13 protein-coding genes and 5 tRNA genes are annotated in these 15,983 nt (G+C 52.2%); 12 read left to right on the top strand and 6 right to left on the bottom strand.

Annotated features, from left to right (window positions below; translation table 11 throughout):
- The first annotated feature begins 124 nt into the window (after positions 1 to 124).
- Complete coding sequence (locus BN102_RS07105) at positions 125 to 892, top strand: DUF6261 family protein (protein ID WP_019208429.1); 768 nt, start codon at positions 125 to 127, stop codon at positions 890 to 892.
- 174 nt (positions 893 to 1,066) lie between these two features.
- Here BN102_RS07105 and BN102_RS07100 read toward each other — a convergent pair whose 3' ends face one another.
- Together BN102_RS07100 and BN102_RS07095 are read right to left on the bottom strand one after the other, a co-directional pair.
- Entirely contained in the window at positions 1,067 to 2,164 is a 1,098-nt protein-coding gene (locus tag BN102_RS07100) for a TlpA disulfide reductase family protein (protein WP_019208428.1), read from the bottom strand.
- A gap of 157 nt (positions 2,165 to 2,321) precedes the next feature.
- Positions 2,322 to 3,263 carry a ribose-phosphate pyrophosphokinase gene (locus BN102_RS07095; protein WP_019208427.1) on the bottom strand — a complete coding sequence of 314 codons (942 nt, stop codon included), beginning with the start codon at positions 3,261 to 3,263 and terminating at the stop codon, positions 2,322 to 2,324.
- Positions 3,264 to 3,737: 474 nt separating this feature from the next.
- Here BN102_RS07095 and BN102_RS10935 point away from each other — a divergent pair, with 474 nt between their 5' ends.
- The 10 genes from BN102_RS10935 (at position 3,738) to BN102_RS07050 (ending at position 10,649) form a co-directional block, all read left to right on the top strand.
- Positions 3,738 to 3,884, top strand: coding sequence for a hypothetical protein (locus BN102_RS10935; protein WP_019208424.1), 147 nt, complete (start codon positions 3,738 to 3,740; stop codon positions 3,882 to 3,884).
- A gap of 28 nt (positions 3,885 to 3,912) precedes the next feature.
- Entirely contained in the window at positions 3,913 to 4,983 is a 1,071-nt protein-coding gene (locus BN102_RS07090; RefSeq protein ID WP_019208423.1) for a hypothetical protein, read from the top strand.
- Between the two features lie 324 nt (positions 4,984 to 5,307).
- Positions 5,308 to 7,632: an ATP-dependent helicase gene (locus tag BN102_RS07085; RefSeq protein WP_021311742.1), complete on the top strand. Its 2,325-nt coding sequence runs from the start codon at positions 5,308 to 5,310 to the stop codon at positions 7,630 to 7,632.
- Positions 7,633 to 7,646: 14 nt separating this feature from the next.
- The gene (nspC, locus tag BN102_RS07080) at positions 7,647 to 8,810 is read left to right on the top strand and encodes a carboxynorspermidine decarboxylase (protein ID WP_019208421.1); all 1,164 of its coding nucleotides are present in this window, start codon (positions 7,647 to 7,649) and stop codon (positions 8,808 to 8,810) included.
- A gap of 157 nt (positions 8,811 to 8,967) precedes the next feature.
- A tRNA-Gly gene (locus tag BN102_RS07075) sits at positions 8,968 to 9,040 on the top strand.
- 5 nt (positions 9,041 to 9,045) lie between these two features.
- Positions 9,046 to 9,126 (top strand) — tRNA-Leu (locus tag BN102_RS07070).
- A gap of 9 nt (positions 9,127 to 9,135) precedes the next feature.
- Positions 9,136 to 9,208, top strand: a tRNA-Gly gene (locus tag BN102_RS07065).
- A 9-nt stretch (positions 9,209 to 9,217) separates the two neighbouring features.
- Positions 9,218 to 9,301 (top strand) — tRNA-Leu (locus BN102_RS07060).
- Between the two features lie 9 nt (positions 9,302 to 9,310).
- Positions 9,311 to 9,383 (top strand) — tRNA-Gly (locus BN102_RS07055).
- Positions 9,384 to 9,638: 255 nt separating this feature from the next.
- Entirely contained in the window at positions 9,639 to 10,649 is a 1,011-nt protein-coding gene (locus tag BN102_RS07050) for a YitT family protein (protein ID WP_019208420.1), read from the top strand.
- 46 nt (positions 10,650 to 10,695) lie between these two features.
- On the opposite strand, the gene BN102_RS07045 is transcribed toward BN102_RS07050, so the two are convergent.
- Positions 10,696 to 12,072: an amidohydrolase family protein gene (locus BN102_RS07045; RefSeq protein WP_019208419.1), complete on the bottom strand. Its 1,377-nt coding sequence runs from the start codon at positions 12,070 to 12,072 to the stop codon at positions 10,696 to 10,698.
- A gap of 380 nt (positions 12,073 to 12,452) precedes the next feature.
- Here BN102_RS07045 and msrB point away from each other — a divergent pair, with 380 nt between their 5' ends.
- A complete protein-coding gene (gene msrB / locus BN102_RS07040; protein ID WP_019208417.1) occupies positions 12,453 to 13,499 on the top strand; it encodes a peptide-methionine (R)-S-oxide reductase MsrB in 1,047 nt (348 codons plus the stop codon).
- Positions 13,500 to 13,537: 38 nt separating this feature from the next.
- Here the strand turns inward: msrB and BN102_RS07035 are convergent, their stop codons facing one another.
- The 3 genes from BN102_RS07035 to murQ form a co-directional block, all read right to left on the bottom strand.
- Positions 13,538 to 14,320 (bottom strand): ZIP family metal transporter, encoded by a 783-nt coding sequence (locus BN102_RS07035; protein WP_019208416.1) that lies wholly within the window; start codon positions 14,318 to 14,320, stop codon positions 13,538 to 13,540.
- Between the two features lie 180 nt (positions 14,321 to 14,500).
- Positions 14,501 to 15,097, bottom strand: coding sequence for a hypothetical protein (locus tag BN102_RS07030; protein WP_019208415.1), 597 nt, complete (start codon positions 15,095 to 15,097; stop codon positions 14,501 to 14,503).
- Complete coding sequence (gene murQ / locus BN102_RS07025) at positions 15,094 to 15,927, bottom strand: N-acetylmuramic acid 6-phosphate etherase (RefSeq protein WP_035456216.1); 834 nt, start codon at positions 15,925 to 15,927, stop codon at positions 15,094 to 15,096. Before murQ ends, BN102_RS07030 begins: the two co-directional genes overlap by 4 nt.
- Positions 15,928 to 15,983 lie beyond the last annotated feature (56 nt).

The following is a 15,983-nucleotide window of genomic DNA, read 5'->3' as shown; positions in this document are numbered from 1 at the left end:
CATCCCCGTCAGGCGGCCTTCTTCGACCGCGCAGACTGCAGGTTTTTCGCCGGCCCGTGCGCCGTCGAACAGATCGATTCTTACGAACAAAAACAGGCTATTGTTTAACTAAAATATAATGAGTATGGAAAAAAGAATGACCATTGAAGGCAGTAATTGCACGAGTTTCTCGAATGCGCTGCACGCGCAGTTTCACAGTCGGATGCGCACCATCGTATCGACGGTGGCGTTGGAAAAGATTCACGTCAGTGCCGAGCTGATGAAAGAATGGAACGATCTGATCGAGGCGGAGATCTCGATCAATCGCGAGGCCACGGCCGACATCGTCACCCGGCAGCTGTTGGAAAAGGATGGCGAGCGGGACTCTTTGGTGACCTACCTCTTCGACGGGATCCGTCACGAGGGAGGAGCGTTCGATGCGGAAACGCGCGCTGCGGCCGAGCGACTGAGCTATGTGACGGGCCCGTATGCGGGCTTGCAGAAAGAGGCGTTCGACGTGGAGACGCTCCACATCGTCGGACTGTTGGAAGATCTGGATAAGGCGGAGGTAAAGCCCGACGTCACGAAGCTGCGACTGACGGAGACGGTGGAACGCCTGCGTACGGTGAATGCGGAATACCAGCAGTTGCGTGCGAGCCGGACGGAACAGCGCGGCGCCGCCCATTTGCCCGTAGCCAAGAAAGTGCGTCCGCAGACCGACGAGGCCTACTATTCGGTTTGCGCTTACATCGAGGCGAGCTGGCTGCTGGGCACGGCGGAAGACCGTGCGCTCCTCGCCCCGCTCATCGACCATGTAAACCAGTTCGTCCGCGAGATGAAGACGGCCTACCGGCAGAGTCAGGCGCAGAAGAAACGCGGCGGTGACGAGCCCTCAGAGCCTGCCTCCGAATAGTTGCTCCGGACACGAGGCCTGAATGAGAGTTGGGAAATCCGTACGTCTGCCGGTTTCGCGGGGGCGTGTGGCCTTCCCTCCGTCGTCCGACGACGGGAGAGGGCGAGAAATGAGAGCAGGAGGTAACCCCGCGGGGTTACCTCCTGCTTCGACGGTGGTTCCGGGCGTTTCCGCTTATCGGAACAGTTCGTTCAGCCGTTGGATCAACGCTTCTCCGCGGAGATCGCGCTCCACGATCGTGCCTTCCCGGTCGACCAGCACCGTGGCGGGGATGCCGTTCACGCCGTAGAGGCGGGAGCCCTCGCATTCCCAACCTTTCAGGTCGGACATCTGTGGCCACGTGATATGCAGGTCTTTGATGGCCTGCTTCCACTTGTCGGCGTCGTTATCCAACGATACGCCGACGATGCCGAAGCCCTTCGGAGCGAAGGTTCGATAAGCGGCGACCACGTTTGGCATCTCGGCGCGGCAGGGGCCGCACCAGCTCGCCCAGAAATCGATCAGCGTATATTTGTACTTGCCGATGAAATCGGACAGCCGTATCGGTCGGCCTTCCGGATCGTTCATGCCGAAGTCCAGAAATTGCTTGCCCACCGCTGTACGGTCGAGCGTAGCGATATGCTCTTTCAGCTTCCGAATGTCGGCGTTGGCGGTGTATCGTTCGGGGACTTTCTCCAACAGGGTCCGCTGTCGCTCGATGGGTAGAGAATAGGCGTATCGGGGGAGGAGGAGCAGGCCGACGGGATTGTCGATGTGCTCGTCGATAACCCGATAAATCAGGTCGGTACCGAGGCTGTCTTTTCTGTCGAGTTCCTGCATGATCGCGTCCACCTGCTCGGCGGTGAGCGTCGAGTCGGTTTTCGTCTTCCTGTAAGTCTCGCGGATCTCGTTTTGCAGGGCGACGTACTTGTCTTTGAAAGCCTGATAGACGTCGTTGTTCGCCGTGCCGGTGGCGCTGCCGTTCTCGCTCAGCACGGCGGCGATCTGGCCGTTCTCGAGGAAGAAATCGGTGAAAAGGCGCTTCTCGCCTTTCATGTAAGTGAGGTAGCGCACCGCCGCCGTGTCCTGTCTTCCCGTGAAAGTGAACTTGCCGTTTTTGACGATAGCCGAATCCAGTTTCGTCAAGAGGCCGTCCGAGAGTTCCTGCAGGTATACGGTGTCGCCCTCGGCGATGCCTTCGACCGTCCCCGTTATGCGATAGCCCGGAGTTCGGTTGCACGCAGTCCATGCAACGATGCTGCATGCTGCCCAAATGTACATGTATTTTTTCATATGGCTGTAATGATGATTCGAGGCAAAGTTACGGACTTTTTTCGGGAAAATTCCGCTTTTGCGCGAAGATAATTCGCGGCGTCAGGCAGTCCGATGAGCGCGAAGGGCGGTCGAACTCTGTCCGACGCGCCCTTCGCCTGTTTATTGTTATGAATGTTCAGATGATGTATTGGTCGGAGATGGACTCGTTGTTCATCACGCGGCGAATGGTTTCCGCAAACAGGTCGGCGATAGAAAGCTGCTTCACTTTCGGGCATTTCTCCCTGTCGAAGGGGATGCTGTCGGTGAAGACCATCTCCTCCAACTGCGAACGCATAATGCGTTCGGAAGCGGGGCCCGACATGACGGCGTGGGAAGCGATGGCCCTGACGGACAGGGCGCCGGCCTCCTTCATCACGTCGGCGGCTTTGGTGATGGTGCCGGCCGTGTCGACCATGTCGTCCATGAGGATGACGTTTTTCCCCTTCACGTCGCCGATGATCTGCATGGTGCCGACCACATTCGCTTTTTCCCGCGTCTTGTGGCACAGTACCAAGGGTACGTCGAGGAACTTGGAGTAGGTGCTCGCCCGTTTCGATCCGCCCACGTCGGGGGTGGCGACCGCCAGATGGTCCAGGTGCAGGGATTCGATGTACGGCACGAAGATGGCGGAGGCGTAGAGGTGGTCGACGGGGATGTCGAAGAAACCCTGTATCTGGTCGGCATGCAGATCCATCGTGATCAGCCGGTCGATGCCGGCCACCCTCAACAGGTCGGCAACCAACTTGGCGCCGAGGGAAACGCGGGGCTTGTCTTTACGGTCCTGACGCGCCCAACCGAAGTAGGGGATGACGGCGATGATGCTTTTGGCTGACGCGCGCTTGGCCGCATCGATCATGAGCAGCAGCTCCATCAGATTGTCCGAGTTCGGGAAGGTGGATTGCACTAAAAAGACATCGTTGCCGCGGATGGACTCTTCGAAAGATACCGCGAACTCGCCGTCGGCAAAGTGCGTGACGATCAGGTTGCCGAGTGGGCAGCGAAGACTTTGGCAAATCTTCTCCGCGAGGTATCTCGACTTGGTCCCCGAGAAAACTTTGAAAGGAGATATCGAATTCATGGTGTAATATTACCTGGGTTTTAATTGCAGTGCAAATGTACGATATTATATTATGAAAAGGAAGAGGAACAGTTGAAATATTTTTTGTTTTCGTCTTCCCCCATCTCGGGCGACGCGCCCGACGGAGGCGTTTCTCGCAGACACTCCCTCGACGGCGCATTTCCCCGTATCACGTAGAGGTTTTCCGATAAAGGGGTCTAAAAAGAGGTACGGTACTATTTTTCTCCGCAAAAAGCCTTGAAATTTTGTTTATTTTAAAAAATATAGTTATCATTGCCCCGTCATTAACCGAAAAACGCAGATGAGCCACGCCGTTCTCACGATATCCGCTTCCCTTTCTCCTCGCCGGGCTTCCCGGGTCGAGGCGGCGAGAAGACGTGTCGCTCCGTTGTTGCGGAGACGCCAATGTCCGGCGGGGTAGACCGTATTCATCGAGTTCAATCACAACTGTTTTTATAATTTAATTTTTATTTTATGGAAAAGAAGGACAAATCCCTCCATCTCTGCAGAGCCGCCGAAGGCCAGTACGCGTCTCCTCAAATCGAAGTCATCGAAGTAGAAACCTCTCAGGTGCTTTGCGGAAGCGGTACGCTGCCGGGACTGCCGGGTGAAGACTGGTAATGTAAAACTCATTAAACCAACGAGTAGTATGAAAGTAAAATTGACCCTCGCAGTCCTTGCCCTGATTGCGGCCGGCTGCTCCAACCAAGACCTGACAGAGGCTGTACAAGACAGCCAAGAGAACAACGCACGTGTCGTCAACTTGCAAGTCACCCTACCAGAGACTACGGACGACGCATTTGCCACCCGTGCCACGTACGAGAGCGACGACAGAATACCCGCTGGCATCGTCATGAAGTGGAAAGCCGGTGACAAGCTGATGCTTTGCTTCAAATACGGTGAAAACTATTACAATGTAGACGCACCCATCGTGCCGACCAGTATCAGTGCCGATGGCAAGAAGGCAACGTTCATGTTGACCGTACCCGATGAAATACCTGCTGCCGATGCTTTCGACTTCTATGCCGTGTATCAGCAGAACCTTAGAGCCGAAAATTATAGTGGTTGCTTCAAAACCGGCACGGCGAATTATCAGTTTGAAAAAGAAGAAGAAGAAAACATCACGCTGAAAAAGAAAGGAACAAATTGGACCGAAACCGGCATCATCAACCCCATGCTGCTCTTCTCCCGCAAGAATACGACGAAAGCACGGCTAAAGACACTCCAGCTGGATCTGAAGCATACCGGCTGGATGATGGCGCTTCACCTGAAGAACGGCACCGACGCGGAGATGGACTTGCCGCTTAAGGTAAGGATGCAGTATGACAGTCAATCTGCCACCTCCTTTATATGGAACGGTTTTCATGGCTCTTCTAATACGGTGCAAATGGATGTGACTACCGGTACGGTGACCGCCGGTGCTTTGGATTGGGAGCATAAAGCATGCGTTCATTTTTCTGTCAATAAAGATGGTTGGCTGCCTCTCTACGGGCAAAAGCTGGGTGCCGGTGCCCAGCAGGTTTTCTACCGCTGGGTAGTCAGCACCGACAGAGTCGAGAAAATGGGCGCACATATGCAACGAAAAGATGTCGTAGATGAGGATTACTCCTTCAACAGCCTCCCCGCCAAGACGGTGGAAAAAGGGAAGGTGTATCACGTTTATCTGAATTGGAACGGCAGTGTGCTGACGCTCACCAAGCAGGATGGCACTGTGTTGTAAAGGCTCTCTCCCCTGACCCCTCCCCCCCCATAGGGAGGGGAGGGAATAGATAAGACGGCGGCGCCCCGATGATACGGGGGCGCCGCCGGTTGTTTTTAGGCGTCTAGACGTTGGTGATGGGTTTTCCTGATCGATCGAGAAGATTGAAAATCGCTTCAACAACAGACCTGGAAAAATCTGAGTTTCAGATTTCCCTTGAAGTTTCATCCTGAATTTACGTGGACATCACACTTGAGACCGGCATCTGCGTGGTCGGCTAAGGCGCTTTTCATGGGGTTTTATTTGATAATTATCATTATATTTGTACCGAAAAAACAGAAAGAAATGGCTGATTATTTGGATGAGTTGAACGACAGTCAGCGAGAGGCCGTATTGTATAAGGACGGTCCCGCGCTGGTAATTGCCGGAGCAGGTTCGGGTAAGACCAGGGTGCTGACGTACAAGATCGCGTACCTGTTGGAGCAGGGGTACGAACCATGGTCGATCCTCGCCCTGACCTTTACCAACAAGGCGGCGCGAGAGATGAAAGAGCGCATCGAACGGCAAGTGGGGAGCCGGGCTACCTATCTGTGGATGGGTACTTTTCATGCCGTCTTTTCCCGTATCCTGCGGCGGGAGTACGAAGCGGTAGGCTTCTCCCCGAATTTTACCATTTACGATGCGGCGGATTCCAAGAGCATGCTGAAGACCATCATTCGGGATATGCGGTTGGACGATAAGACGTATCGGCCCGGAACGATTCAAAGCCGTATTAGCATGGCGAAGAACTGCCTCGTCCTGCCTCGCGATTACGGGCAGGATGCGGAAACGTTGCGGCGCGATGCCGACGATAAGATTCCGCTCACGCATCTCATCTACCAGCAGTATGTCGAGCGTTGTCGGCAAAGCGATGCGATGGACTTCGACGATTTGCTGGTTTACACCTACCGGCTGTTTCGCGACCGCGAGGAGATCCGGAAGAAGTACGCCGACCAGTTCCGGTACGTGCTCGTCGACGAGTATCAGGATACCAACTATGCGCAACACTCCATCATCCTTCAACTGACGAAGGAACATCAGCAGGTGTGTGTGGTCGGAGACGATGCGCAGAGCATTTATTCTTTCCGCGGAGCCAACATCGATAATATCCTTCAGTTTACGAAACTGTATCGGAACGTCAAACTGTTCAAGCTGGAACAGAACTATCGGTCTACGCAATTGATCGTGAATGCTGCCAACAGCTTGATCGCGAAAAATGCCGATCAGATCCGGAAAGATATCTATTCGAAGAACCTTCCGGGAGAACCTTTGCGCGTTTTCTCCGCTTACAGCGATACGGAGGAGAGCGCCATCGTGGTGAACCGGATCGCCCGTCTGCATGCCAGAGAACATTACGCCTATAGCGACGTTGCCGTGCTGTACCGTACCAATGCGCAAAGCAGAATCTTTGAGGAAATGCTCCGTAAACAAAATATTCCTTATAAGATATATGGGGGCTTGTCGTTCTATCAACGAAAGGAGATCAAGGATGTGATCTCGTATTTCCGCCTGTCGGTCAATCCCCACGATGAGGAGGCTTTCAAGCGTATCGTCAATTACCCGGCGCGGGGGATTGGAGAGACTACTTTGACGAAGATTACCTCGGCTGCCTCGCAGCACCATGTCAGTTTGTGGACCGTGTTGACCGACCCGTCGACATACGGGCTTTCGGTCAACAAGGGGACGATGTCGAAATTGGACGAGTTTCGGAAGCTGATGGAAGGCCTGCGCGAACGGGCGGCGACGGAGAATGCTTACGAAGCCGGCATGGACACGATCCGGCGATCGGGCCTTATCGGCGATATTTATCAGGGCAAGGATCCGGAGGATGTGAGCCGGCAGGAAAATGTGGAGGAGCTGATGAACGGAATGAAAGATTTTGTGGAAGGGCGACGGGAGGAAGGGAGCGAGGACGTCCGCCTGGCCGATTACCTTTCCGAAATCGCCTTGCTGACCGATCAGGATAATGAACAGGAAGAGGATGCGGAGAAGGTGACCCTGATGACCATCCATTCGGCTAAGGGCTTGGAGTTTAAAAACGTGTTCATCGTCGGTTTGGAAGAGAACCTCTTCCCGAGTCCGATGTCGCTCCGCTCTGAGCGTCAGTTGGAGGAGGAACGACGGTTATTCTACGTGGCGATCACCCGAGCTGAAGAACATTGTTACCTTTCGTTCGCCAAGATGAGGTATCGGTACGGGCAGATGGAGTTCAGCAGTCCGAGCCGCTTTCTGAAGGATATCGACGCCCGCTACCTGGATTTGCCGCAAGCTCGCGAGGGGGAAACGGTTGAAAAAACGGGCGAGACGGCATTTCCGCGCCGCCTGCTTAGACCCGTGGGACGCAAACCGTCGAAACAACTGTCGGGTTCTTTCTTTCCCGCATCCGACACCGCCGGGGAAGCGGAGCACCCTTTGAAGCAGAGGAGTGTCGTCGCACCGGGGGTATGCGCGGAAGATCAGGCTGCCGGCGGATTGGCCGTTGGACGGGTCATCGAACACGAACGGTTCGGCATCGGCGACGTGGTGCGGATAGAGGGAAGCGGAGACAATTGCAAGGCCACGGTGAGCTTCCGGAACGCCGGCGTGAAACAGCTCTTGTTGAAATTCGCCAGATTTAGGATAATCGGATAAAATTTATTTCAGACATGTTAGATATCAATAAGGTGCCATCGCCTTGCTATGTGATGGAAGAGGAATTGCTGAGGAACAACCTGAAACTGATCCGACGTGTGGCCGACGAGGCGGGCATAGAGATCATTCTGGCATTCAAGGCTTTTGCCGTGTGGAAGTCGTTCCCTTTGTTTCGCGAATACATCCGCCACACTACCGCCAGTTCGGCGTACGAGGCGCGCTTGGCTTTCGAGGAGTTCGGGAGCAAGGCCCATACTTATTCTCCGGCCTATACGGAAGACGATTTCTCGGAGATCAGGAGATGTAGCGTATCCGTGACGTTCAATTCGTTGGGTCAGTTCGACAAGTTTTATCCGATGACGAAGATGAATTCGGAGAAGATTTCCTGCGGAATCCGGGTGAACCCCGAATACTCGGAAGTGAAGGTGGCACTGTACAATCCTTGCGCATCGGGCTCCCGGTTCGGCGTTACTTCCGACCGGCTGCCAGAAAAACTCCCTGAGGGAATAGAGGGCTTCCATTGCCATTGTTTATGCGAGAGCGATTCCTATGCCTTCGAGCGGATTTTGCGACAGGTGGAAGCAAAGTTCTCGCCTTGGTTTCCCCAGTTGCAGTGGATCAATTTCGGTGGAGGGCATTTGATGACCCGTCAGGGGTATGATGTCGAGCATCTGATAGCGATATTGACCGATTTCCGGCGTAGGTATCCGCAGTTGAGAGTGATCCTCGAGCCCGGATCGGCTTTCGTCTGGCAGACGGGACCCTTGATCGCCTCTGTGGTGGATATCGTCGAAAGCCACGGCATTCGGACGGCCATCCTGAATGTAAGTTTTACTTGTCACATGCCCGACTGTTTGGAGATGCCTTATCAACCGACCGTCAGGGGGGCGGAAACCTTGCCTGCCGATGTGGTTAGGACGGCCGGAAGTGGAGAACATATTTATCGCTTGGGCGGGAATAGTTGTCTGAGCGGCGATTACATGGACTGCTGGCGGTTTGATCACGAATTGAGGATCGGAGAACGACTCGTGCTGGAAGATATGATTCATTACACGATGGTGAAGACGAACATGTTCAACGGTGTTCGTCACCCGTCGATCGCGATGTGGCATACGAACGATACGTTGGAGGTGTATCGCGATTTCCGTTATGAGGATTACCGGGACCGGATGTCGTAGACGGACAAACGGAGCTGTCGGGAGCGGATCGACAAAGCATCTGCAGCATTGAAAAAATGGCTAAAATCTTTGGTCGTTTAGAAAAACAACATTACCTTTGCCTCCGCAATCGAGAGATTTAAGGAGTTAATGATGGGGTTCGGTTGTATATTGCTTTGCGGAAATAGCTCAGTTGGTAGAGCACGACCTTGCCAAGGTCGGGGTCGCGAGTTCGAGTCTCGTTTTCCGCTCAGGAGCCCAGGTGGCGGAATGGTAGACGCGCACGTTTCAGGTGCGTGTGTCGCAAGGCATGCAGGTTCGAGTCCTGTTCTGGGCACATTATCGTGCGGAAATAGCTCAGTTGGTAGAGCACGACCTTGCCAAGGTCGGGGTCGCGAGTTCGAGTCTCGTTTTCCGCTCATAATATCGGAGGAATGGCGGAATTGGTAGACGCGCTACTTTGAGGGGGTAGTGACAGTTTTGTCGTGTGAGTTCGAGTCTCATTTCCTTCACGGATTATTGCGGAAATAGCTCAGTTGGTAGAGCACGACCTTGCCAAGGTCGGGGTCGCGAGTTCGAGTCTCGTTTTCCGCTCGTCGAGATGGCTTTCTTCGGCCGTGACGAAGTATCAGTCCGTCCCTGTTTCTTTTTCAACCGGTTGTCGTTGTCGAGGCACGCAGAAAATCCGTATCGCAAGTTTTTGGGGAGTGCCCGGTGAAAAACTTGTACCGAAGGCGGAAGAAGGGTGAGGAAGCGATTATTCATTTTTTCCAAAGAATTTTCGAAAGTTTCAGAGATATTAAAGAGATTGTTTGTATATTTGTTGGATTTAAAGTCAGAATGCGATATATGATGAAGAAAGTTTCTTTGAAAAAGCTTTTAGGACCTACGAAATGTGTAAACTGGTGGCTCGAGTGGGGGAAATTGTTTTTGGGCTGTCTGGCGATGGCCGTGGGTTTCGTCTATTTTATCAATCCGTATAAGCTCGTTCCTGGTGGTGTTTATGGAGCGAGTATCGTTTTGCACAACGTGATCCCGAGTATTCAGGTCGGTACTTTCGGTTATATGTTCGATATTCCGCTGCTTTGCATTTCGATGTTGCTCTTAGGATCGAATATCGGCGGACGGACGATCGTCGCCGCCCTTACTACACCGATGATGATGAATATCCTTTCCAAAGTATCATACCCTACTCAGGAAGCCTTGGAAGCATTGGATCCTTCCGTTCTGTTGGGAGGAATCATGAATTTTTCCGATCATCTGATTCTGACTACCATCATAGGTGCGGTGATTATCGGCATAGGAAGCGGTTTGATCGTTCGTTCGAAGGCTACTTCCGGAGGTACGGACATCGTTGCCATGATCATGCAGAAATATCTTCATATTCGGTTTTCTACGGCCATCCTGATGGTCGATGCCGTCGTAGTTCTGTTCGGGTTGGTAGTCATCGGATTCGGAGTCGGCAGCGCTCAAGCCATTGATTCGGAACCTTCTATCTATTTGTCGCTATATTCGTTGATTGCCATCTTCGTTACTTCGCGCGTGATAGCTTTCGTGCTGAATGGCACCAAAGACGACAAGATGATTTTCATTATCAGCGATAAAAATTTGCCGGAATTGCATCAGTATATCCTGCATGATATGGATCGTACGGCGACCCTGCTAAAGAGCAGCGGATTGTATTCGGGAAAGGAAAAGGAATTGCTTTTCTTAGTGGTCAGTCACAGGGAAGTGATTTCTATTAACAGGAAGGTCAAGGAGGTGGATCCGACGGCTTTTGTCATCGTTACCGATGCTTACGATACGTATGGCGAAGGCTGGAAGTCGCTTCCTTCGAAGAATGACATCCAACCCGAATAATCTCGTTCGAAGACCTTCGACGCCGTATCGCGCACACGTTCGACTGTTAGGCGATTTGTCTGAGCAAGTTCAGACCGTCGCCCTTTTTACCGCATCTTCGTAAAAATTCCTCGCATCGATTCCGGGTCGAGGGTTGGAGGTCGTTCAGCTTCAACGACTTTACCATTTTCATCGTACCCTGCTTGTAATTCAGGAAGTGCGGCGTCCGGATGTGATGTTGATAGGCTTCTTCGGAGGCATAGATCTCAAGGATTCGGATTTGCGTGCCGTCCTCTTTCATTCGGTTCGGGAAAAGGCAGATTACGCCTTTTTCCTCGGTGAGGCTGAGGCGTTCTATTTCCCGCGCAGCTTCCAGATACGCGGTAAGGTATTCGGGATAAACCTCTATCTCGGCTATTCTTACGACCGTTTTGTTCTTGTTCGTCTCCGCTGTCGGTTTTTCCGGTAGGTCACCGAACAGCCAGCGGGCGTTGTACTCCAGGATCATCTTGCGGAATGGTGCCAGGTCGGGTTCGTCGGCGAGATACTGTTTCATTCGCGCGAGGCTCGACGTGAGAAGCTGCGGAGCGACGTATGGGTAGTCGGAGCCGTAGAGCAGGCGGTCGGGCGTGGTGATGGTGAGCAGCATCCGGACGGTTTCGGGTGAGCGGGCGCCTGCCAGGTCGTAATAGAGTGCGGCGAGGTTTTTCTCCCAGTCGGTTTCTCCTATCATGCCGTTCTGACGCATTACGGGCGCGAGCGATTTCATTCTCGGTACGGCCAGCGGCAGATAGGCTCCGCAATGAGGTACGACGATGCGGATGTTCGGGTAGCGGGCGGGCACGTTGCGGCTTATCAAGTTCGAGACCGCGCGCGTCGTTTCCGAGAGATATTCCTGCATGGCGAGGGGTGTCTGGCACATCACTTCCTTATTTACGGGGTCGGGTTTGTGCGGATGGAGTATGACGATGGCATTTCTTTGGTGCAGTACGGAGAAAAGGGTGTCGAGCTCAGGTGCACCAAGATATTGCCCACACGCATTGGTGGCCAGTTTGATACTGTCGGCTTTCAATACGTCGAGCGCATATGTCGTTTCCTCGATCGCGGCGTTCACATCGGGTAGGGGCAACGCGGCGCAGAACTTGAAGCGGTCGGGATACGCCGCTTTCAGTTTGGCTGCTGCTTCGTTCGTCTGCCGGATGAGCCTTGCATTCTCGGCGGCATCGCCGAAGTACGGATGCGGCGCAGCCAGCGTCAGCACGGAAGTCTGCACGCCCGTCTCGTCCATCCACTTCAGTTGGTCGCCCACGTTCCATTGGGGCAGAGGAACCCCTTCGTCCAGCAATGCGTCGTGCCGTTCGAGGTAAGCGAGATATGGAGGAGGAATGATGTGCGAATGTACATCCATTATTACCTCCTGCGCCGTTGCTCCGATCGTAATCATAGCGAATATCGTTGTCAATAGTTTGCACATGGTTTATTCCCTCGTATGTATTCCCTCGTCGCAAGTATCGATGCTCGTTGCGTCAGGCGGCCGTTCCGAACGGGGCATTTCCGAAGTCCCTTCAGGACGGCTTTGTCGCTGGTGGGCGTTGAAGTGACGCTGTATTCCAATCTGCAAAGATAGACTAAATCCGTTATTTTCTGCTAACTATTTTACCGAAAAAATTCTCTCGTTTACTGATTTCTCGTTTTTTATTCCTCTTTCGGCTTGAGCGAAGGATGAGCAACGACGAGAATACAAGCGGCACAGATTACGTTAATCTTTCTTATTCTTTCAATTTTTGCGGCGATTTATCATATTTTTGAAAAAACAAAATTTGTATGAAAAACTTTTTTTACTTCTTTTGGATAGTGTTGTTTGGATTGTACGCATGTCAGGGTAATGCACAGAAAAATGTGGATAAGGAAAAGATGAGGAAAGAAATTTATTTGGCCGGAGGATGCTTCTGGGGGACCGAGCATTTTTTTAAACAGATTAACGGCGTAAGGAAAACGGAAGTAGGGTATGCTAACGGACGTACGGCAAATCCTTTGTACGAACAGGTTTGTCGTAATAATACGGGACATGCCGAAACGGTGCGCGTAATCTACGACGAAGAAGAGGTGACGCTGCCCCTGTTATTGGAACTGTATTTTAAGACGATCGATCCGACAAGCCTCAACCGTCAGGGCGGCGATGTCGGAACGCAGTACCGAACTGGGATTTATTATACCGACCAAGTTGATCGCCCGGTTATCGAGGCGGAAATAGCCAAGTTGGCGAAAACTTATGCGAAGCCGATAGTCATCGAAGTCCGACCCTTGAAGAATTTTTATAAGGCGGAGGAGTATCATCAGGATTATCTGGATAAAAATAAGAATGGGTATTGCCATATCGCGCCCGAATTGTTCGTCATGGCACGTGAGGCGAACAGGAAGATCAAGAAATATGCGCGCCCCGACGAGGCGACTTTACGGCGGACGCTCACCGAAATGCAATATAACGTGACGCGGAAAAACGGGACGGAACCTCCTTTTCGGAATGCGTATTTCGATGAATTCAGGGAAGGTATTTACGTGGATATCATTTCAGGCGAACCGCTTTTCGTTTCGACCGACAAGTTCGATTCGGGGTGTGGTTGGCCGGCTTTCTCCAAGCCTATCAGCAAGAGTCTCATCACGGAGAACGTGGATAAGTCGCACGGGATGACGCGGGTAGAAGTGCGCAGCTCGAAAAGCGATGCCCATCTGGGACATGTTTTTACGGACGGACCGGCCGATAAGGGCGGATTGCGATACTGCATCAACAGCGCCTCGTTGCGCTTTATCCCGAAGGATAGGATGAAAGTCGAAGGGTACGGCAGCTATTTGAATTTATTCGACAAATAAGCGCGTCCCGATCGAAGGATTGCTAAATTGCGCCGGACTCAGCCCAAAGCTACGTCGAGCACCATCATAATACTGAATCCCACGGCAAAGGCGACCGTTCCGATATTGGAATGGTTACCTTCTGACATTTCGGGGATCAGTTCTTCTACTACGACATAGATCATGGCTCCTGCCGCGAAACTTAACATATAAGGCAGGAGCATCAGCATGGTTCCTGTGATGAGGATGGTCAACACCGCTCCCACAGGTTCGACCACGCCGGAGAGTACGCCGTAGAGAAACGCTTTTCGCGTTTTCATGCCGGCCGACTTCAGCGGCATAGAGATTATGGCGCCTTCGGGGATATTCTGGATGGCGATTCCCAAGGCTAAAGCGAAGGCTCCCGTGACGGTGACGTAGGTATTGGCTTCGAGCAAACCGGCATAGATAGCCCCTACGGCCATCCCTTCGGGAATGTTGTGTAAGGTAACGGCGAGCAGCAGCATCGTAGTTCGTTTCAGATGAGACTTCGGCCCTTCCGGATTTTTCGCATGCTGATGCAGGTGAGGAACCACGTGGTCCAACACCAAAAGGAACAGAATGCCGATCCAAAAGCCGATGGTGGCTGGGATGAACGACCATTTTCCCATATTGGCCGACTGTTGGATAGCGGGAATCAATAAACTCCAGACGGAAGCCGCCACCATAATGCCGGCTGCGAAACCAATCAACATGCGTTGCACCCTCGTGCTGATTTCTTTTCGCAGACAGAATACGAATGCGGCCCCCAAGCTCGTTCCTATAAAAGGAATAAGTATTCCCCAAATGATTTCTTTTACCATATATGTTTTTTAACTGTTGCAAAAATACAGACTTGCCACGATTTTTCAAATGCCGGCGACTGTAAAAAACGTCGTTCCGGCAGTGTATTTCGACGGATATGTTCCTTAACTTCGGCGGTGGCAAATTGCTCTGCCGGACACACCTCAGGAGGAATAGACAGCGAGTATTTGCTCCGGGCATCAGTTTTCCGGCTGTATTTGGTTATACCAGACAATCTTTTGGATCAGTTTCCGGATTTTTTCCGCTTTTTCCCGTTCCGTCCCTACTTCCAAACGAATGAAAGAACGGTCGAAGCCTTTTACTTTAACCGTTACGGTATATTCGCGATCAAATTTATCCGTTTCCGTGTTTACATCCAGGATGTCACGCCATTCGTAGTCTAGCCCGTCGATCAGGATGTGTCTGGGCTTTTTGAAAACGAGGATCGTATCCACCATGCCGCCGTACCGTTTCCGGTTCAGGTCGATTCGTTGGTCCTCCTTCCCGTATTTCTTTACGAAGCGTTCGTATGCTTTTTCTTCGTATTCCCGCATCGCTTTCCGACGCTTCTCTTCGACTTCTGCAGAAGCGGTATTTCCTTTCGAAAGGCGCTTTTTTCTTTTCGCCTCCATAGCGAACCCCCATCCGAAGAAAAAAAATAACAACGAGCAACTAAGCGACCCTTCCGCCTGTTTTAAAACGAAGGCGAAGATAAGCGCTGCTGTGCCCAGCACGAAACAACTGCCGGACAATTTGCGATACAGCCTTATTTTTCGGTGCATGCCGTCTGTTTTCATCCTATACTTTCCTGGTGTCCGTTACCATATGCTTCGATCGCTTTTCGAACGGAGCCATGCATCAACAGCAGGGTATGTGCCTTGCCGTAATCCACACCTAATTCTTCTACGATCATTCGCGTACCGCGATCGATCAACTTTTGGTTGGTGAGCTGCATGTTGACCATCTTATTCCCCTTGATCCGTCCCAATCGAATCATGACTGCCGTCGAAATCATATTTAAGATCATCTTTTGTCCTGTTCCCGACTTCATTCGCGAACTGCCCGTAATGAATTCCGGGCCTACGATCATTTCGATAGGTACGTCGACTTCCGCCGCCATCGGCGTATCGGGATTACTGGTGATGCACCCCGTAAGGATGCCGTGTGCATGCGCTTCGTGCAGGGCAGCGATGACATAAGGGGTGCTACCCGAGGCGGCGATTCCGATTACGGTGTCTTTGGTATTGACATGGTGGTTCATTAATTCTTGCCAGCCTTTTAGCTCGTCGTCTTCCGCATGTTCTACGGGATGGCGCAAGGCCGTGTCTCCTCCCGCGATCAATCCGATAATCAGGGTCGGGGGCATGCCGAAAGTCGGAGGTATTTCCGACGCGTCCAATACGCCCAAACGTCCGCTGGTGCCGGCGCCTATATAAAAGATACGACCGCCTTTCTTCATTCGCGGCACGATCAAATCGACTAACGTTTCAATTTGCGGAATAGCCTTTTTTACTGCTAAGGCTACCTTTTGATCTTCCGTATTGATTTCTTCCAACACTTCGCGAACCGACTTTTTTTCCAGATCATTGTAGAGAGAAGGTTCTTCCGATATTTTTTCGAATTCCATCATCTTATTCGTTTAAAATTTATCTCGCGCGGGATAATTCCGTCGCTTATTCTTAT

The sequence above is a fragment of the Phocaeicola abscessus CCUG 55929 genome (assembly GCF_000312445.1).
In the GTDB taxonomy this organism is placed as follows: Bacteria; Bacteroidota; Bacteroidia; order Bacteroidales; family Bacteroidaceae; genus Phocaeicola; species Phocaeicola abscessus.
This window is presented reverse-complemented; position numbering and strand designations above follow the sequence as displayed.

Coding starts and splice junctions, on each gene's coding strand:
- BN102_RS07105 (WP_019208429.1), top strand. CDS start 125: ATGGAAAAAAGAATGACCATTGAAGGCAGTAATTGCACGAGTTTCTCG.
- BN102_RS07100 (WP_019208428.1), bottom strand. CDS start 2,164: ATGAAAAAATACATGTACATTTGGGCAGCATGCAGCATCGTTGCATGG.
- BN102_RS07095 (WP_019208427.1), bottom strand. CDS start 3,263: ATGAATTCGATATCTCCTTTCAAAGTTTTCTCGGGGACCAAGTCGAGA.
- BN102_RS10935 (WP_019208424.1), top strand. CDS start 3,738: ATGGAAAAGAAGGACAAATCCCTCCATCTCTGCAGAGCCGCCGAAGGC.
- BN102_RS07090 (WP_019208423.1), top strand. CDS start 3,913: ATGAAAGTAAAATTGACCCTCGCAGTCCTTGCCCTGATTGCGGCCGGC.
- BN102_RS07085 (WP_021311742.1), top strand. CDS start 5,308: ATGGCTGATTATTTGGATGAGTTGAACGACAGTCAGCGAGAGGCCGTA.
- nspC (WP_019208421.1), top strand. CDS start 7,647: ATGTTAGATATCAATAAGGTGCCATCGCCTTGCTATGTGATGGAAGAG.
- BN102_RS07050 (WP_019208420.1), top strand. CDS start 9,639: ATGATGAAGAAAGTTTCTTTGAAAAAGCTTTTAGGACCTACGAAATGT.
- BN102_RS07045 (WP_019208419.1), bottom strand. CDS start 12,072: ATGATTACGATCGGAGCAACGGCGCAGGAGGTAATAATGGATGTACAT.
- msrB (WP_019208417.1), top strand. CDS start 12,453: ATGAAAAACTTTTTTTACTTCTTTTGGATAGTGTTGTTTGGATTGTAC.
- BN102_RS07035 (WP_019208416.1), bottom strand. CDS start 14,320: ATGGTAAAAGAAATCATTTGGGGAATACTTATTCCTTTTATAGGAACG.
- BN102_RS07030 (WP_019208415.1), bottom strand. CDS start 15,097: ATGAAAACAGACGGCATGCACCGAAAAATAAGGCTGTATCGCAAATTG.
- murQ (WP_035456216.1), bottom strand. CDS start 15,927: ATGGAATTCGAAAAAATATCGGAAGAACCTTCTCTCTACAATGATCTG.